The sequence below is a fragment of the Zestosphaera sp. genome, from assembly GCA_038727705.1.
In the GTDB taxonomy this organism is placed as follows: domain Archaea; phylum Thermoproteota; class Thermoprotei_A; order Sulfolobales; family NBVN01; genus Zestomicrobium.
In genome coordinates this window covers 132735-149260 of record JAVYVJ010000002.1, presented here as the reverse complement: position 1 = coordinate 149260, position 16526 = coordinate 132735, and the positions used below count along the sequence as shown (strand labels likewise).

The 16526-nt window shown below is 56.5% G+C and carries 19 protein-coding genes; 11 read left to right on the top strand and 8 right to left on the bottom strand.

The features are described 5' to 3' along the window. The first annotated feature begins 17 nt into the window (after positions 1–17). Complete coding sequence (locus QW772_04910; protein MEM0038247.1) at positions 18–821, top strand: translation initiation factor IF-2 subunit alpha; 804 nt, start codon at positions 18–20, stop codon at positions 819–821. Then, entirely contained in the window at positions 818–991 is a 174-nt protein-coding gene (locus QW772_04905; GenBank protein MEM0038246.1) for an RNA-protein complex protein Nop10, read from the top strand. The genes QW772_04910 and QW772_04905 overlap by 4 nt, the downstream gene beginning before the upstream one ends. On the opposite strand, the gene QW772_04900 is transcribed toward QW772_04905, so the two are convergent. After that, positions 988–1527 carry a CDP-archaeol synthase gene (locus tag QW772_04900; GenBank protein MEM0038245.1) on the bottom strand — a complete coding sequence of 180 codons (540 nt, stop codon included), beginning with the start codon at positions 1525–1527 and terminating at the stop codon, positions 988–990. The genes QW772_04905 and QW772_04900 overlap by 4 nt on opposite strands. A gap of 92 nt (positions 1528–1619) precedes the next feature. Here QW772_04900 and QW772_04895 point away from each other — a divergent pair, with 92 nt between their 5' ends. Next, positions 1620–2291 carry a hypothetical protein gene (locus QW772_04895; GenBank protein MEM0038244.1) on the top strand — a complete coding sequence of 224 codons (672 nt, stop codon included), beginning with the start codon at positions 1620–1622 and terminating at the stop codon, positions 2289–2291. On the opposite strand, the gene rsmA is transcribed toward QW772_04895, so the two are convergent. Beyond that, the gene (gene rsmA, locus QW772_04890; protein MEM0038243.1) at positions 2275–3114 is read right to left on the bottom strand and encodes a 16S rRNA (adenine(1518)-N(6)/adenine(1519)-N(6))-dimethyltransferase RsmA; all 840 of its coding nucleotides are present in this window, start codon (positions 3112–3114) and stop codon (positions 2275–2277) included. The two genes, QW772_04895 and rsmA, sit on opposite strands and share 17 nt — an antisense overlap. Before the next feature lie 71 nt (positions 3115–3185). On the opposite strand from rsmA, the gene QW772_04885 reads away from it, so the two are divergent. Genes QW772_04885 through tmk form a run of 5 tightly spaced genes read left to right on the top strand, consistent with a single transcriptional unit; the run spans position 3186 to position 8014 of the window. Then, positions 3186–4496 carry a Clp1/GlmU family protein gene (locus QW772_04885; protein MEM0038242.1) on the top strand — a complete coding sequence of 437 codons (1311 nt, stop codon included), beginning with the start codon at positions 3186–3188 and terminating at the stop codon, positions 4494–4496. Beyond that, positions 4477–5802, top strand: coding sequence for a UbiD family decarboxylase (locus tag QW772_04880; GenBank protein MEM0038241.1), 1326 nt, complete (start codon positions 4477–4479; stop codon positions 5800–5802). Before QW772_04885 ends, QW772_04880 begins: the two co-directional genes overlap by 20 nt. 4 nt (positions 5803–5806) lie before the next feature. After that, on the top strand, positions 5807–7018 hold the full coding sequence (locus tag QW772_04875) for an aconitase X catalytic domain-containing protein (GenBank protein MEM0038240.1): 1212 nt from the start codon (positions 5807–5809) through the stop codon (positions 7016–7018). A gap of 1 nt (position 7019) precedes the next feature. Beyond that, complete coding sequence (locus QW772_04870) at positions 7020–7433, top strand: DUF126 domain-containing protein (GenBank protein MEM0038239.1); 414 nt, start codon at positions 7020–7022, stop codon at positions 7431–7433. After that, complete coding sequence (tmk, locus tag QW772_04865) at positions 7418–8014, top strand: dTMP kinase (protein ID MEM0038238.1); 597 nt, start codon at positions 7418–7420, stop codon at positions 8012–8014. The genes QW772_04870 and tmk overlap by 16 nt, the downstream gene beginning before the upstream one ends. A gap of 1 nt (position 8015) precedes the next feature. On the opposite strand, the gene QW772_04860 is transcribed toward tmk, so the two are convergent. Then, entirely contained in the window at positions 8016–9419 is a 1404-nt protein-coding gene (locus tag QW772_04860) for a DUF402 domain-containing protein (GenBank protein ID MEM0038237.1), read from the bottom strand. Positions 9420–9460: 41 nt separating this feature from the next. Continuing rightward, positions 9461–9715 carry a UPF0147 family protein gene (locus tag QW772_04855; protein ID MEM0038236.1) on the bottom strand — a complete coding sequence of 85 codons (255 nt, stop codon included), beginning with the start codon at positions 9713–9715 and terminating at the stop codon, positions 9461–9463. A gap of 267 nt (positions 9716–9982) precedes the next feature. Between QW772_04855 and thsA the strand changes: the two genes are divergently transcribed. The 3 genes from thsA to QW772_04840 all read left to right on the top strand — a co-directional run bounded on the left by thsA (position 9983) and on the right by QW772_04840 (position 13199). After that, positions 9983–11671 (top strand): thermosome subunit alpha, encoded by a 1689-nt coding sequence (thsA, locus tag QW772_04850; GenBank protein MEM0038235.1) that lies wholly within the window; start codon positions 9983–9985, stop codon positions 11669–11671. Positions 11672–11742: 71 nt separating this feature from the next. Next, the gene (locus tag QW772_04845; protein ID MEM0038234.1) at positions 11743–12063 is read left to right on the top strand and encodes a DNA-directed RNA polymerase subunit K; all 321 of its coding nucleotides are present in this window, start codon (positions 11743–11745) and stop codon (positions 12061–12063) included. An 11-nt stretch (positions 12064–12074) separates the two neighbouring features. Continuing rightward, positions 12075–13199, top strand: a complete 1125-nt coding sequence (locus QW772_04840) for a site-2 protease family protein (GenBank protein MEM0038233.1) — start codon at positions 12075–12077, stop codon at positions 13197–13199. 28 nt (positions 13200–13227) lie between these two features. Here the strand turns inward: QW772_04840 and QW772_04835 are convergent, their stop codons facing one another. Genes QW772_04835 through QW772_04820 form a run of 4 tightly spaced genes read right to left on the bottom strand, consistent with a single transcriptional unit; the run spans position 13228 to position 16525 of the window. After that, positions 13228–13467 (bottom strand): hypothetical protein, encoded by a 240-nt coding sequence (locus QW772_04835; GenBank protein MEM0038232.1) that lies wholly within the window; start codon positions 13465–13467, stop codon positions 13228–13230. Beyond that, positions 13454–15397, bottom strand: coding sequence for an aldehyde ferredoxin oxidoreductase family protein (locus tag QW772_04830; protein MEM0038231.1), 1944 nt, complete (start codon positions 15395–15397; stop codon positions 13454–13456). Before QW772_04830 ends, QW772_04835 begins: the two co-directional genes overlap by 14 nt. Continuing rightward, complete coding sequence (locus QW772_04825; protein MEM0038230.1) at positions 15384–15785, bottom strand: 4Fe-4S dicluster domain-containing protein; 402 nt, start codon at positions 15783–15785, stop codon at positions 15384–15386. Before QW772_04825 ends, QW772_04830 begins: the two co-directional genes overlap by 14 nt. Beyond that, complete coding sequence (locus QW772_04820; protein ID MEM0038229.1) at positions 15761–16525, bottom strand: ABC transporter permease; 765 nt, start codon at positions 16523–16525, stop codon at positions 15761–15763. Before QW772_04820 ends, QW772_04825 begins: the two co-directional genes overlap by 25 nt. Position 16526: the final 1 nt, after the last annotated feature.

Sequence of the window (16526 nt, the reverse complement as noted above, 5' to 3'; positions counted from 1 at the left end):
GGGCCAGGTGTTTTCCTTTGGTTAGGAAGAGACACCCAACGCCGTCTGTAGGGGAGTTGGTCATAGGGGCGGTGAACAAGATATTCGAATACGGTGCCTACCTGAAGCTCGACGAGTACGGCGGCATCGACGCCTACCTGCCCTGGTCCGAGGTGAGTTCCAAGTACGTCAAAGATATCCATGCGGTCCTCAAGGAGGGTCAGAAGGTAGTCGTTAAGGTCATCAGGGTGGATAGTAGGAAGAACCAGATCGACGTCTCCCTTAAGAGGGTCACCGACAGCGAGCAGAGGGGTAAGCTGATAGAGTTTAAGAGGGCTCAGAGGGCTGAGAAGATGTTGGAGGTCATGGCCCAGAGGCTGGGCAGGACGTTGGACGACGCCTACAGGGAGGTTGGGTGGAGGCTCGAGGACCACTACGGCGACGTGATGCTGGGCTTCGAGGAAGTGGCCACCAGGGGTGAGGAGGTTTTAAGGGAGCTGGACGTGCCTGAGGAGTGGATCCCAATCGTAGTGGAGGAGGTCAGGAAGCGCATAAAGCCTAAGGGCGTCAAGATACGTGGGGCGTTGACCATCACCAGCCTAGCGCCCGACGGTGTTGAGAGGATCAGGGAGGTCCTCACTTCACTGACCTCCTTCATTAAGGAGGCAGGGGATGTGGGTATCAGGGTCTACACGGTCGGAGCGCCGAGGTACGCCATAGAGGTGTCTGCGGAGGACTACAAGATCGCTGAGAAGGCCCTTGCGGAGGCCTTGAACAATGTTAAGAAGGTCGCTGCCAGGCATGGCGTTGAAGTTTCTTTCGAAAGGGAGAGACCTAAGTGAAGTTCCTCCTCAGGAAGTGCCCTAACTGCGGCAGGTACACGCTTAGAGAGTCATGCCCTGCATGCAACACGCGGACCGTGTGCCCCCATCCCCCGAGATTCTCGCCGATCGATAGGTACGTGGACTACAGGATAGCCGCGAAGTACGGCACTGGACGTGAGGATGGCTAGAGCGGGGATTCCTTCACGCCGAGCAGGTACGCCAAGTAGTTGGTGAGGGGATGCAGGAGCCCGGCTAGAGCCAAACCCACTGCGAAGTCCACGACGCCTAGCTCGCGGCCGACCAGCAGATCCGCTCGGGAGGCTTTGACCGCTATGAAGGCCGCGAGGAAGAAGGAGATCTGATCTAAGGGTATGAAGGGCTGGCCTGGGGCTAGACCTAGCCTCCTCTTGACGAAGGAGTTGAGGAGGTCGCCGCACATGGCGCCGAGGCCGGAGACTATGCCGTACATCAACCACACGGGCGCGGAGAAGTAGTAGCTGTAGGCCAGACCGACCAACGAGCCGGCAACAACGCCTGAGGCGAAGCCCTCCAGCGACTTATTATCTCCGAAAACCCTCCTACCGTCGATGAAGGTCCTCCCGAAGTCGATGGGACGGGAGTTCCTGAAGATGTACCTGCGTGTAATCAGCGGCATTGCGTTAGCCACCATAGCCGGCAGGTACATCATCACGATCCTGGCCAGGACGTCGAGCCAGCCGTACATCACTCCCACCTAGATAGGGTAGAACGTGATCTTTTAACATTTACACCCCAGATAGAATCCTTATTAGATTCGTTGAGTGATTAACGTGGTGGATGGGAGTTAGCGGGGACGTAGTGGGACGGTGTAGGGCTGGACGCGGGAGTGTTGCAGTATTTATCTGCGACCCTAGGTTGATGAACACCTTCAGGTCCTTAAGCGATTCGATCGAGTTGAACTTCACGATCCCTGAATCCCCTGAAGACCTGCCTAAGGGCGAAGTTCTGGTGGTTGACGATGAGTGCCTTCAGCTGTTGGAGAGGCAACACGTCCTGGAGGGGCTGAAGGTGATGAGGGTCAATGAGGGGAACATCCTGAGCAGGGTTCTCGAGCTGGTCGGCATTAGGAGGGTTAAGGCCCTGCTCGTGGGGGTCGACCTAGGGACTGCCGTCAACTACGTGATACTGGCTGACAACGTCCTCTTGGAGTACGGGGCTGTGGGGAGCGCTTCTGACCTTATGTGTTCCCTTCTCAGGGTCAGGGACGCGTTGAGACCGGAGAAAGTGTTCATTAAGGTAGGGGTCTCGCCGGCGGGACTTCATGAACGTTTCCTGGACGAACTCCTCGGACTTGTCGGCGGGTGTGACTACGTCCTAACGCTCGTGGACGAGCATAGGACAAACGTTGAGTGCCCAGTGAGCTACGTAGGCAGGAAGGCATTTAAGGGAATGGACTTCAAGGCCTGCATTAACATAGCTCTTAGGGAAGGCCTTAGAATAACCGTCTAATCATCTCCGCCAACGCGTTGAATTCGTCCACGTTCAGCTGGTAGACCCTCCTCTCACCCACCAGGGCTTTCAGCTCCTCGGCGGCGGGCGTTACGCCCGCTAGTCTGGTGGAACACTCTCTAAACACTTTAGACGCTTTCCTCCTCCTCTGGTTGAACAGACACTTGAGGAGTTCCTCGAACAGCTCGTCTCCGCGTGTCCACTCTCTACGCCTCTCAAGCAACACCAGCGCTGACCAGACTTTAGGCGGTGGGTGGAAGGACTCCGGACTTACGTAATCCACGATCGAGGGCTTCATGAAGCTCTGGACGAGTACTGTGACTCGCCCGTACTCCCTGCTTCCCGGGGATGCGATGAGTCTTTCACCCACCTCCTTCTGGAGGGTTATTAGTGCGTAGGGGATGTTTGACTTCACTATAGAGGCTATGAACGGCCCGGTTATTGAGTAGGGAGTGTTGGACACAACGGCATCCGCCCTCACGACCCTCTCTTTAACCATCTTAAGCCCGTCCCCCAGCAGATACTCCACCTTCGGCTCCTCCCGGACTAGCCTGCTGCCGTATCTTGAGAACCTGACATCCAGCTCGACCGCTACCAGGTGCTTCACAGCCCTAACGATGAATTTGGTGAGGAGGCCCGGGCCCGCGCCCACCTCGAGAACGGTGCTTACGCCCAGCCTCGAGAGGGACTCCATGAAAAGCGTCCCGAGCCTGCAGTCAGTCATTAAGTGCTGCCCGTACCTCCTCAGGAGGGGTGTACCTCTCTCGATATCGGATAGAATGTTCTTGAGCCACACACATGGGTCACCGGCGTCGAACCCCATTAAACCCAACCGATAGTTAAGACGTGAAATGCCTAAATAACGGCGGCATGTATAGTTCTTGAGTATGGCTTATGAATGGCGTAACCCACACTCTAGAGGCTGGAGAGATCGCCAGAGTCACAGGTCCTGCGAGAGTTGAGGTGATGAAGGGCAGGATACTGCTTGTGGGTAGCGAGTACGTTGGAGGCAGTGCCATGGTGATCCACGGTCTTAGGAGCTACTCAATCAAGGCTCTGGAGGAGTCGGAGCTCAGGGTCTTCCTGGGGGCAGGAGGCATCTTCGAGAGGGTGAGTCCGGCGGATGAGGTGATTGACGACTGGGTTGAGGTGGCGGACTGTGTCTGGAGGGATGTTGCCCGCGGTGACTTGGTTAAGGTCATGGTCATAGGGCCTCCAGAGTCCGGTAAGACCACGTTGACAGCCTTCATAACCAATTACCTGAGGTCTAAGGGGGTAAGGTGCTGTCTAATCGAGGGTGACGTAGGTCAGGAGGATCTGGCGGTGCCCACCGCCGTCGCCATGACCGTGGTTGACAGACCGTTCATATGGCAGAGGGAGCTGAGCTTTCAGGAGTTCAGGTTCGTCGGGTGTGCCAGTCCGCGCGGCTGTGAGTCCAGAGTCATAGCCGCCCTAGCCGATTTGATCAGCGCGGCTTCAAGCAAGGGATGCGGGGCCGTATTAGTGAATACTGACGGATGGGTTGACGGGAGGGATGCGTTGACGTACAAGCTGGAGTTGATCAGGTGGGTTAAGCCGACCCATCTCGTGGTGTTGGATGAGAGGATGGAGGGCTTGATGGACACCGCATTCCGGGGACTCCTTAAGGTTGTTGGTGCCAAGGCACCCGGCAAGGTTAGAGCCAGGAGTAGGGAAGAGAGGCGACAACTCAGGGCCGAGGCCTACAGGAAGTACTTCGCGAACGCCTCAGTGAGGAGCGTGCGTACAGACGGTGTTGGACTGATCAAGATTCCCCTCTTCAACTGCGGGCGGATTCCTGTAGATGTGCTGCTGAGCATCTACCCTGAGTTGACGGTGCTGGCTCCCTACATACTAAGGGCGTGTGCTGACGATAGGGACCTCACCCTGCTGGTCAGGGGATCGCCGAACCCCTCCCTAGTAGAGGGGATTAGGAACGATGTCTACGCTAAGTACGCGGTTAAGCTAACGCTCGTTGATAGGAAGGAGCTCACCGGGCATTTGGTGGGCATTGTGGGAGAGGGATTCAGGGATGTCGGCGTGGGTGTGGTGGAGGACGTGAGGTTCGACGAAGGCGGCGACGCTACGATCAAGCTGAGAACCCCCTACGAAGGGCCTATAATAGCTCTAGTAGGCAGTAATATTAGATTAGACGAGGGATTCAGGGATGCAAGGAGGACGGAGTAGCTTGTGGAGCTTAGAGGACGTCCTCAGCGAGTTGCGTTCGAGCGGTGACCTGGTTGAGGTTGGGAGACCGCTGAGCAACCTCTACGAGCCTACTAGGGTCCTCATGGAGGCGGAGAGTAGGGATAGAACTGTGTTGTTCGACGTGGCCGGCAAGCGCCTGAAGTGCGTCGGCAACTTGGTGGGGTCTAGACGCAGGGTCTACAAGTATCTAGGGGTCGGCGGCGACGTCGATGCGTACAGGAAACTGGTCGGCGCCTTAAGCGCTGAGAAAGAGGTCGGTGACTGGTTCACCGAGTACTCCTTCACAGAGCTCTACAGACCATACGGGGGCGACCACCACACGTTGCCTGCAATCAAGTTCTTCGAGAGGGATGGAGGGCTCTACATAGACTCTTCAGTAATTGTGGCTGAGACGCCTGAGGTCGACTCATACAACGCCTCGATACATAGACTCATGGTCATGGAGGAGGGGCTTGCAGTAAGACTGGTCCCGAGACATCTCTACAGGATCTACGAGCAGAACAGGCTTAGAGGATCTGAGACCCCGGTAGCGATAGCTGTCGGCACCCACCCGCTGGCGCTCCTAGTTTCGGCGCTCTCACCGCCCTACGGTGTTTTCGAGTTCTCCCTCGCATCGACCCTCGCGGGGTCGAGGGTGCCTATAGTCCGGACACCTAAGTACGGCCTGCCGGTGGTAGCCGGGACCTCTGTGGTGATTGAGGGGAGGATAAGTTTAAGGCTGGTTGATGAAGGACCTTTCGTGGACCTTCTGAACCTGTATGATGCCGTCAGGAAGCAGCCCTTAATAACCATTGACTCCATATACGTCCTTAAGGAGAACCCGTACTTCCACGTGATACTGCCTGGAGGCAGCGAGCACAAGACCCTCATGGGGTTTCCGCGTGAGGCGTTAATATGGGACTCAGTGAGGAGGGTTGTGCCCAGAGTCGTTAAGGTCAGGCTGACGGAGGGCGGTGGTCAGTGGCTCAACGCGGTTATATCGATTGAAAGGAATCACGACGGTGATGGCAAGAACGCGGCTTTAGCGGCCTTCGCCGGACACCCGAGCCTGAAGCACGTGGTCGTGGTGGACTCCGACGTCGACCCGGACAACCTGAGTGAGGTTGAGTGGGCCATCGCCACGAGGTTCCAGGCCTCCAGAGGCCTTCTGGTGGTGAGGGAGTCAAGAGGCTCCACGCTGGACCCGAGCTCGGACGACGGCCTGACGGATAAGGTGGCGATAGTGGCTACATACCCGCTCTCGAAGAGGTCGCTGTTTATGAGACCGGTACTTCCTGAGGGTTAGCACCATGTACTTGACTAAGGATGAGGAGGCTATACTCAACGGCGAGCGGGGCTATCCATACATGCTGGCTATGAGGGTAATAACCGCGGTCGGGGAGTCCCTGAATGCCGAGAGGCTAATACCGGTCGCTCACGTCCACGTCTCAGGGATCTCGTACTTCAACATAGGCGATGCGGGCCTGGAGTTCATAGAGTCGCTGGCTGCAAGCGACGCTAGATTTACCGCCTTCACGACGGCCAACCCGTACGCGGCCCTGATGGACACCTCCTACGGCAGGTTGCCTGGCGATGCAATTAGCAAGCAATCAAGGATCGTGAGCTCTCTGAGACGTATGGGAAGCGCTACGTTCACGTGCGCTCCTTACTACGTGAGGAAGCCGTCATACGGGGAGCACCTCGCCTGGGCTGAGTCGAATGCCGTGCTCTACGTCAACTCCCTCATAGGGGCTAGGAGCAATAGGGAGGGAGGCCCTCTAGCCCTTCTTGAAGGACTTGTCGGGAGGACTTACGCTGCTGGGGTTCACCTGGAGGAGGGTCGCCGTCCCTCATGCATCGTCTCAGTGAAGGCTCAGCTTGACTGGGGTTTGAAGACGCTGTCGCTCGTGGGTCTGAAGGTCGGTGAGCTGTGCCCTGACTCAATACCGTTTGTGAGGGGTCTTGAGGGAGTTCCGGAGGTTGGTGCTAAGGCTTTCCTAGCAGCTTTCGGCTCCACCTCCAACGCCCCCATGGTGATCTTTAACGAGCTAACCCCGGATAGCGAGGGGCTTCTAGCGGGCTCCGACTTGAGGGAGAGGATAACGGTTGATGCAGAGTTGCTGAGGGAGTCCGACGCTGAGGTGCGGGAAGTTTGCGAGGGCGGTGGGGTCCTCTACTTTATAGGCTGTCCTCACCTCTCGCAGAAGGAGCTGGCAGCTATAGTTGATTACGTCGTGCGTGAGGGAAAGTCTTTCGGAGGGAATGAGGAGGTCCCTGAGCTCTGGCTCGGTGTCGGTGAAGGCGTGCAACTCGACGAGGGTCTCGTCGATACGCTGAACAACATGGGTGTCAGACTCGCCAGGGGGATGTGCCCCGTCACCACCAGACTCGATTTGATGGGCGTTAAGTGCGTGGTGACGGACTCCGGTAAGGCCCTCCACTACATGCCTAAGCTGGCGGGGGTTAAGGTGGTTCTCAAGGAGCGTCACGAGATCCTCAAGGAGTTCCTTCACGGTGGTTGACGTGGTTTCTCTCCGTGTTGCTAAGGTGTTCGGCGCTGATAGTGTGTGCGGCGTGTTGATGGTCGCTGCCAAGCCCTTCTCCTTCCTGGGGGATGTGACGGTTGACTTGGCTGAGGTCAGGGGCGTTGGGAGGATTGCCGGGACCATCCTCCTAGCGCCGGCGGCCGTGGGCAGCACTGTGGGTCCTTACGTTCTCTACGCGCTGAGCAGGAGGGGACTAGCCCCTAAAGCGTTGGCCGTCAAATCAGTCGACCCCGCCCTGGTGGCCGGGTGCGTTCTCGCGGGGGTCTCCCTCTACAGGCTCCTCGACGAGGGAGCGGACTTCAACGCCCTGAAGGCATTGAGCGGCGCTAACGCGTGTATTGAGGGTGGGGTTCTCAACGCCCACTGGTGGGTGTCGTGGGGTACTTCATAGTTCTCGAAGGTCTGGACGGCTCTGGCAAGACCTCAGTATCTGTGAGGCTTGCCGAACTTCTGGAAAGGCAAGGGTTTAAGACCCTCTACACATACGAACCCTACAGCGAGGACTTCATAAGACTCATAAGCGATTACGGGAGGAGGCTAGGCGGTGTTATGGAGGCCTTCCTCATGGCGGCCGATCGCTACAACCACGTGGTCTCTGTGATCGAGCCCGCTTTGATGGAGGGCAGAGTGGTCGTCAGCGACAGGTACTACTACTCCTCCATAGCGTATCAGGGAGCTAAGGGGGTGAGTGTGGGGTGGATTAGAACCCTTAACGCCTTCGCACCTGAGCCAAGCGTGACCATATATCTAGACGTGGACCCCGAGCTCGGCCTGGCCAGGAAGAAGTCCTCCACCACCAAGATAAAATATCTTGAGGAGAACGCCTCATTCCTGAGGAGGGTTAGGGAGATCTACAGGAGGTTGGTTGCGGACGGGCTCATGATTGAGGTCGACGCCTCCAGGAGCCTGGAGGAGGTCGTCAGCAGTTGCAGGGACGTCATATGCGCGAGGCTCGGCATCCTCTGTGCTTGAGCTACGTGCAGACGTTCTGGAGAACCTTCTGGAAGTCCCTGATTAGGCTTTCCAGAATTCCCTGACTCACCACTCCCTCAGCCATCAGTCTGCGAAAGCCCTCTGAGTCCACCATTCTGCAACCGCTCCTCTCGGACCTGACTAGATCTACGTCCAGATCCACGTAGTACACCCTGCCAGAGTGGTGGATCTCCACCGGCGTGTTGAAGTTCACATAGACGCCTTTAAGCCTCCCGTCCCTGCTGAAGTACTTGTGGATTATGTGTGAGGAGCCTGCCCTCATGAACGTCAACGCAATGTCGCCGACCTCCTTACCTACGTCAAGCCCGTCATATGTTCCATGGGTCCTGAACACTCGCTTGAGCTGTAGGACGGGCCCGCCCTCGTTGAGCACCTTGTCGATGACGCCCCTCATGAATATCGTCTTGTCCCAGATCTTCTTGTGCTCCACCACCACCTCATCAGCCTCCCTCAACTCACTCAGGAGCCACTCATTAACTATCTCGACCTCCTCGCTCCCGGGCACCTTGGCTGAGAGGGCGTCGAGGAGCCCGACCAAGCTTCCATCCCTCTCACAACCTCTGAAGACGTGGTGCATGTGGATTGTTGGGCAGACCTCCTTCCTGACCTGGTCGAGGTATAGTTTTGAACTGTATGTGAGCTCGTAGAATCTTGCGGTCTCCCCCTCATACACCACCTTAAGTGGTGGCGCCCCTCGCACCTCCTCTAGGAGATCTCTGTACTTCTCCCTCAGCTCCTCCAGCTCAGCCATCACTTCAGAGAGGCTCGCCTCGTCGGAGTTACTCCTCCACCTGATGCTGTAGCCCTCACGCACGTGCTTAGACGATATCTCTATGAGCTGTGATATCCTCTCCTTACTCCTTATGAAGTGGCTGAAGGTGACGCTGGACCCCCTCCCAACTATCGCGTACTTCCCCACCACCCTGATGTTCTCAGAAACCACTATCTTCTCGGAGCTGTTAGTTATCAGCTTTATCGTCGTCACAAGGGTTTCCCTACCCTGCGTGCATTCCTTGTAGTCGACCAGTGTTGCCTTGCCCCACGGGCTCTGCACCACGCACTCTCTCCCCTCATGACCTAGGATGCGTGTCTTGAAGGTCGCGTAGAGCCCCGCCAGGGGTTTGAAGACCAGCATGTCGGGGATGCTCACCTCGAGTATGGAGGCGACCTCCTCCACAGCGTCCGGGAATCCTATAACTATCAGCTGTGAGGGGTTGTCGTTCTCGGTCTTGACGGTGACGTCCGCTGGAAGACCCCTGTTCTCACTCACTTTAAGCCTCGACGCTATCGACGGAGTCACGTCCACTAACTCCACGCCGTTGTCGTGCAGTATCTTGGATATGGCGGTTGAATAAATCCCCCTAACCCTAGCCCTCAGACCCACTGGGCAACACACCTGCCTGACTTCATCCTGCAGTAGCGTTGTTAGTCCTTAACGGTCGACAGGACCGCTATGACATTCCATATCGCCGTCCTAGCGTGCATCGGCATGTTGGGGTCCTGTGTGACCTCATCTAAAATACCTATGGCGTTAGCCGCTCTGACGCCGGGCGTCAGTGACGCGTCCTTCAGCATGTTCAGCGAGCTTATGGCGGCCCTCCTTATGTTCCTCGGTATGCTTGAGTCATTCACTATCTTCTCAAGCATGAGCATCGCCTGCTTCAGCCTTGCCTCATTCATGGTCTGTTTATCTCCGACCTGAGTCACTGTCTTCACCTCAGTCTAATATTCAAACAGCCTGGAGCTAAATAAATGTGAATGTACTGCCGGCTTTTCGGCGGAGCCATTCCTTGAACGGGAGGTTCACTAGTCTTGGAGGTTCGATTTCCTTCATTGCTTGATGATAGAACTGATGACCTTTACGTTTATGGGTTAATAAGCTTTAGTGCAGTATGGGACCGAAAAGTTTATATAGAACTGCTCAATGATGAGTTAATGGGGTTGAACATGTCGGTCTATGGTATACCTGTGGTAATCCTTAAGGAAGGGACTCAGAGGACCTACGGCCGTGAGGCTCTGAGGAACAACATAATAGCTGCTAGGGCTCTGGCCGAGATACTTAAGACGAGCTTAGGCCCTAGGGGCATGGATAAGATGTTGGTCGACTCATTCGGCGACGTCACCGTCACCAATGACGGTGCCGCCATAGTCAAGGAGATGGAGATACAACACCCGGCGGCTAAGCTGTTGGTTGAGGTGGCTAAGGCGACTGACGCCGAGGTCGGCGACGGAACTACCTCAGCCGTGGTTCTCGCTGGTGAGTTGCTGAGCAAGGCTGAGGCCCTGCTGGATCAGAACATACATCCGACGATAGTGATTGAGGGTTATAAGAAGGCCGCCAGCACCGCTCTGGAGCTGCTCGACGAGGTGGGGTATAGGGTGGGTATTCAGAACCTGGAGACCCCTGAGGGTCTGGAGGCCTCTAAACGTGAGTTAAGGAATGTGGTGTACTCGGTCCTCGCCTCGAAGTATGTGGCGACCCCGGACATAATCGACTACATGATAGACCTCAGCATCGAGGCGGCTCTGAAGGTGGCTGAGAGGAGGGGTGATGGGACCTACGATGTGAGGCTTGACAACGTCAAGATAGAGAAGAAGAAGGGCGCCTCCCTCGCCGAGACGAAGTTAGTCAGCGGTATAGTCCTGGATAAGGAGGTCGTTCATCCGGGCATGCCTAAGAGGGTTGAGAACGCTAGGATAGCCCTCCTCGATGCCCCGCTGGAGATCGAGAAGCCGGACATAACCGCTAAGATAAACATTACCTCGCCGGACCAGATAAAGACGTTCCTCGACGAGGAGACTAAGGTCCTTAAGGACATGGTTGAGAAGATCGCTGCCGCCGGCGCTAATGTCGTGGTGTGTCAGAAGGGCATTGACGACGTGGCGCAGCACTTCCTAGCCAAGAAAGGCATACTAGCAGTGAGGAGGGTGAAGAGATCAGACATGGAGAAGCTGGAGAGAGCGACCGGAGGCAGGATAGTGACGAGCATCAGGGACCTGACCCCGAACGACCTCGGCTACGCAGCCCTAGTGGAGGAGAGGAGGGTCGGTAACGAGAAGATGGTGTTTGTTGAGGGGTGCAAGAACCCGAAGGCCGTGACAATACTCATCAGAGGCTCGAGCGACATGATACTTGACGATACTGAGAGGTCCTTCAACGATGCACTGCACTCGATGCGCAACATACTTAGAGACCCTAAGATAGTGCCCGGCGGCGGTGCTGTGGAGCTTGAGCTGGCGTTGAGGCTGAGGAAGAAGGCCGAGGAGGTCAGCGGTAAGGAGCAACTCGCTATCCAGGCCTTCGCCGACGCGCTTGAGGAGATCGCCTCCATACTGGCTCAGTCGGCTGGCATGGACCCGCTGCAGACTATAATGGAGTTGAGGAGACTCCACAGTGAGGGTAAGGTCAACGCCGGTATAGAGGTGCTCGGCGGGAAGATAGTGGAGGACATGATGACCACCAAGATAATAGATCCGGTGGTGGTTAAGAAGCAGGTCATTAAAGCCGCTACCGAGGCAGCCACGGCGATACTCAAGACGGACGACGTCATAGCGGCCAGCCCGATGAAGAAGGAGGAGAAGGGTAAGGAAGGAGCTGAAATGCCTGAGGCAGGCAAGTTCGGCGGTCTCGACTAGGCTCTTCAAAGTGGGTAACGTTCGTTTTTAAATACTTTATTAATGTATTATTGATTCAGTAGGTGTGGTGAATGAGTGAGGGTTTCGTCGATTATCTGAAGTCATTAGAGCTGAGGACCAAGCCCTACAGGCTGACCAGGTATGAGAAGGCGCGTATAGTCGCTGCGAGGGCGCTACAGCTCAGTCTGGGTGCTGTACCCCTAATCGACATCAGGGGATTTCCTAAGGACCCTGTGGTGATCGCCATGGAGGAGTTGAGGAGGGGCCTCCTCCCGATAACCGTTGTTAGGAGACGTCCCACAGGTGAGGTTGAGCTAGTTCCTGTCAACAAGCTTGTTGAGGTTGAACACAAACTGTTCGGCCGTGTGTACGGCCTGGAAGCATCTAAGTAAGTGATGGTGTGATGAGTAGAGAGGAGCTTGAGTTCCTCGTCTCCAGACACTTCACGCATGCACTAACGTATGAAGACGAGAACCTTGTTGAGTTTTTGGTCGACCCTCTCCCGGGCCTCACAGTCGATGAGGCTTTCTCAGAAGTCTACAACGCGTTAGTCCCTAAAGGTTATTCGGTCGTGCTCTTCAGCAGTAAGGGCATGAGGTTCTTGAGGGTCTCAAAGAGGGCCTCAACACCTAGGGAGACGTTCAACCGCTTCATGATAATGCTCTTCGCCACAGTGGCCTCCGTAGCTGTTACAGGGTACTTCACCCTGTCCAACTACAACGCAACTGTTTCAGCGTTGAACAGGAGCTTCGGGGCGGGCGTGCCCTACATAGACCCCATCTTAGGCACTGCGGCATTCGTGGCTGGGGTTATGACCCCGCTGATGGGTCATGAGCTGAGTCATTACATAGCCAGCAGGCGTGCGGGGGTTCCCGTCACCTACCCACTCCCCATACCCGCACCCATAGTCTCTCCCGTCGGGACTTTCGGGGCTTTCATCAGATCCTACCACCCCCCTAAGGACGTGAAGAGCCTGGCTCTAGTAGGCATCTCAGGACCTCTTGCAGGCGTCCTCCTCTCCATAGTTCTCTATATATTCTCATACATCAGCTCGCCAACAATACCGGTTGAGGTTGCTCAGGCAGCCTTGGAGGCGGACCTTATCAGGGAGTTGGGCGTGGTGCCGTCGCTCACCCTCCTCATAGACCAATTACTTAAGGTTGAGGGCGTGGTACTCCTGAGCCCCATAGCCCTAGCAGCCTGGTTCCTCCTGCTAGTCCACTTCGCCAACCTAATGCCTATAGGGCAGCTTGACGGCGGTCACGTGATGAGGTCCTTAACCAACGTCAGAGCCCACTCAATCCTGTCGATGACCGTCATAACTGTTAGCATTATAACGTCCATAATCGTGCCCAACCTTATATGGCTGGGGATCTTCGCCGTCATAGCGCTCCTGATCTCCGGGAGAGGGCCCCACTACGGCGCAGCCAACACGCTCTCAAAGCTCAGCGGCAGAGACAAAGTACTGTACGGCACGACATACCTCATTCTACTCTTCCTAACCCTCCCGCTCCCGGTGGTTGTATAAGCTCCCGGACACCGGGGCGGGTGCTTACCTACCCACCCCCCACTGGCAAGGTTATGTCAACCGTGGCATCTTCATCTAAAATCGTTTTCATGTCGTAGATCCTCCTTCCATCAGCTAGGATTATCAGGTGCTTCGCGTACATCCTTAAAACCTCTCCCACTTCAGGGGGTAGGTTCTGAAGGACTTCCTCAAGATTGCATCCCCTCACATTGAGGACGGTGGTCCCTGCCTCCTCCCTCAACAGTCCGTGAAGCCTAACCACTACCACGCTCCCACCTCGGCAACCTATACCTCCTCTTCAAGGCGTCGGCCGCTTGATTCAACTCCAGCCTCTTCAGAGTCTCCTCGTACGGCAACCCTGACTCGTAGTCCCAACCCCTCTGACTGTAGTACTCCCTTAGCATGGGTTCTAGATTGCATGTGTGTCCTTTTGAGGGTCCTGTGGGCATCGGCTCTTCGGTGAAGCGTTGAGGGAGAGTTTCGGACTCCCTCCCCACCCCCTCCCTTAGGTTGAAGCACCTCTTAAGGTTGGCGATCCTCTCAGCGGTCAGCCTCAAGTACTTAACGTCGCTGAATTCCTTGATGCCGGTCAGAGGCGGCAGTAGCTTAGCTATGAAGTCGAAGTAGTACATGGGGGGCCACATAGTGCCGTACTTACACATTATTATCGAGTCCACGAGTGCAAAGAGGTCTTCCTGGTCCTTGACAACGACCCCTTTATACTTCTCGGTCAGCCTGTCGCATATAGCGTCAGTCATTACCGGGCCAAACCTCTCAGTAGCTATGTCCCTGTAGCCTAGCTCGTCAACCGTTGTCAGCGAGCGCAGGTGGTCAGCGCCCCTGACCGATATGGCCCAAGTGCAACCCACGGACTTGTGGGCCCTCGGATCCTGGGCGGACACTTCAAGACCCTTAACGTGAAGAGCGTAGTGTCGAGTGCGATGTCCAAGCACCTCCGAGGCCTTCCTAACCCCTTCGGCCAGCAAGTCGCCGATGCCTCTTCTCTCAGCTATCGCCTTAATGAGTTCGACGGCGGTCTCCGCATTCCCCCACACGGGCTCCAGGCCGTCTACATTCTTCTTCTCAACTAATCCCTTCTCGTAGCACTCGAACAGGAACGAGATCGCCTTACCCGTTGATATGGTGTCCAGACCGTAGAGATTGCAGAGAGTGTTCATGTATATTACCGCCTTGATGTCGTGTATTAGGAGGTTCGAACCCAGCGCGGCAACGCTCTCGTACTCAGGCCCGCCTGACATCGCTCCTGCGTAGACCCCATCGTCAACCCTCGTTATGTGCTTGCACATTATCATGCACGAAAAGCATGAACCTCTGGAGACCCTGTACTTCAGGAGTTCCTCACCGCTGATCTCCTCAGCACGCTCCCAGTAGCCCGTCCAGTGATTCTTAGTAGGCAATCTGCCGATGGCATTCATGGCCGTCACTAGGCAGGGAGTGCCGAACCGGCCCAGACTCGCCTGCGCTGGGAACGCCCAAGGCCCTTCAGTGTTCCTCCACAGGAAGTCCTCAAGAACCTCAATATATCTGTCCGGGTCGTGGACCACGACGTCCTTGCCTCCCCTGACCGCCACCGCCTTCAGCCTCTTGGAGCCCATCACTGCCCCCACGCCGGTCCTGCCGAATGCCCTGTAGTAGTCGACCATCACTGACGCGAACTTAACTAGCTTCTCCCCCGCAGGACCTATGCACATGACGTGGTAATCGCTACCGACCACCCCCCTGAGCTCGTCGGTGGTGTCCGCCGTGCTCAAGCCCCAGAGGTCGTGGGAGTCCCGCAGGACTACACTCCCGTCATCCACCACCAGCGTTACCGGTTTAGGCGATCTTCCGGTGATCACTAAGAAGTCGTAGCCAGCGTACTTGATCTGGGGGCCGAGGAAGCCGCCTGCATGTGACTCCCCCCAAGCCCCGGTGAGCGGGGACTTCGTGACGACCGCGAATCTCCCGGACGATGGTGAGAGCGCGCCGGTGGCGGGACCTGTCGCCACTATTAAGGGGTTCTCAGGGCTCAGAGGGTCAACCTCCTCGCTGATGAGGTTCCAGAGTAGGTGGGCGGCGAGCCCGTTCCCCCCTACGTACGCCTTGACTACGGATTCGGGCAACTCTTCCGTCCAGTACTTACCCCTCGTTAAGTCTACGTAGAGTATCCTGCCAGCATATCCCTTAAGAGACGACATTGAGCGCACCCCTCACACAGTACCTCACGCATTGAGGGATACCGCCGCACAGGTCACACTTGTGCGGCGTTCCGTCGACCACCTGGATTAGGCCTTCTGGGCATGTGTTGACGCATGTCAGGCATCTGCCACACCTGCTGTGGTCTATGATCACAACGCCATTCCCTCTGCGTATCGCTCCTGATGGACATGCGGCCATGCAGGCGCCGCACTGGCTGCACGTGACGGCTTTCTCGAGGCGGCCGAGCTTATGGTTGTAATGTATTCTCACCATGGACTTCCTTGGGTTGAATACCCTGAACTTCGTGAAGCTGCAGATTAGCTCGCATATAGAGCAGCCGGTGCAGAGCTCCGGCCTGACTGTCAGGCGCTTGCCCTGTAGGCCCACACCACAACCCTCCTCTCAGTCAGGCTCAACGCCTTTGAGGCGGTGAAGGTCACGAGAGCTAGGAGCATCAAACATGAAAAAGCTAACGGGGTGTCAAGCCTTGATGTCGAGGACAGTATTACGTATCCGAGGCCCTTATCTGAAGCCACCATCTCCGCGATCACTGTGCCCACGAAGGCGCTGGTCAGGCCCATGTGGAGCGAGCTCAGGAAGTACGGCATCGCCCTCGGTACGGCGACCTTAGTCAGTATCTGACCCTTAGTGGCCCCGAAGGAGAGGAGCATCTCCAGGAGCTCCCTCTCCACCGTCACCATCGCCGTGAGGGTGGGTACGAGGATTGGGAAGAACGCTATCAGGAAGGCCGTCAGCACCTTCGGCACTGAGCCGAGACCAAACCACAGTGCTAGGAGGGGCACTAGCGCCGCCCTGGGTATGGCGTTGAATCCTGCTATGAGCGGGTACACAGCATTCCTGAGGGAGCCGCTGTAGGCTAGGGGAAGGCTGAGGGCGAGTGAGAAGGCGGCAGCGAGCGCGAGTCCTAGCACGGCGTGGGTGAGGGTGTCGAGCAGGTTGTGGGTTAGGTACCAAGAGTACTTCGACGCGCTCAGCAGGATTACGGAGGGAGCTGGCAACACGTATTGAGGGACGCTCAGAAGGCGTACGCTCAGCTCCCAAACCGCACACACAGTCGTCATGGCTAGGAGCGAGCCCGGGACCCTTATCCTGTATCTGATGCCCACA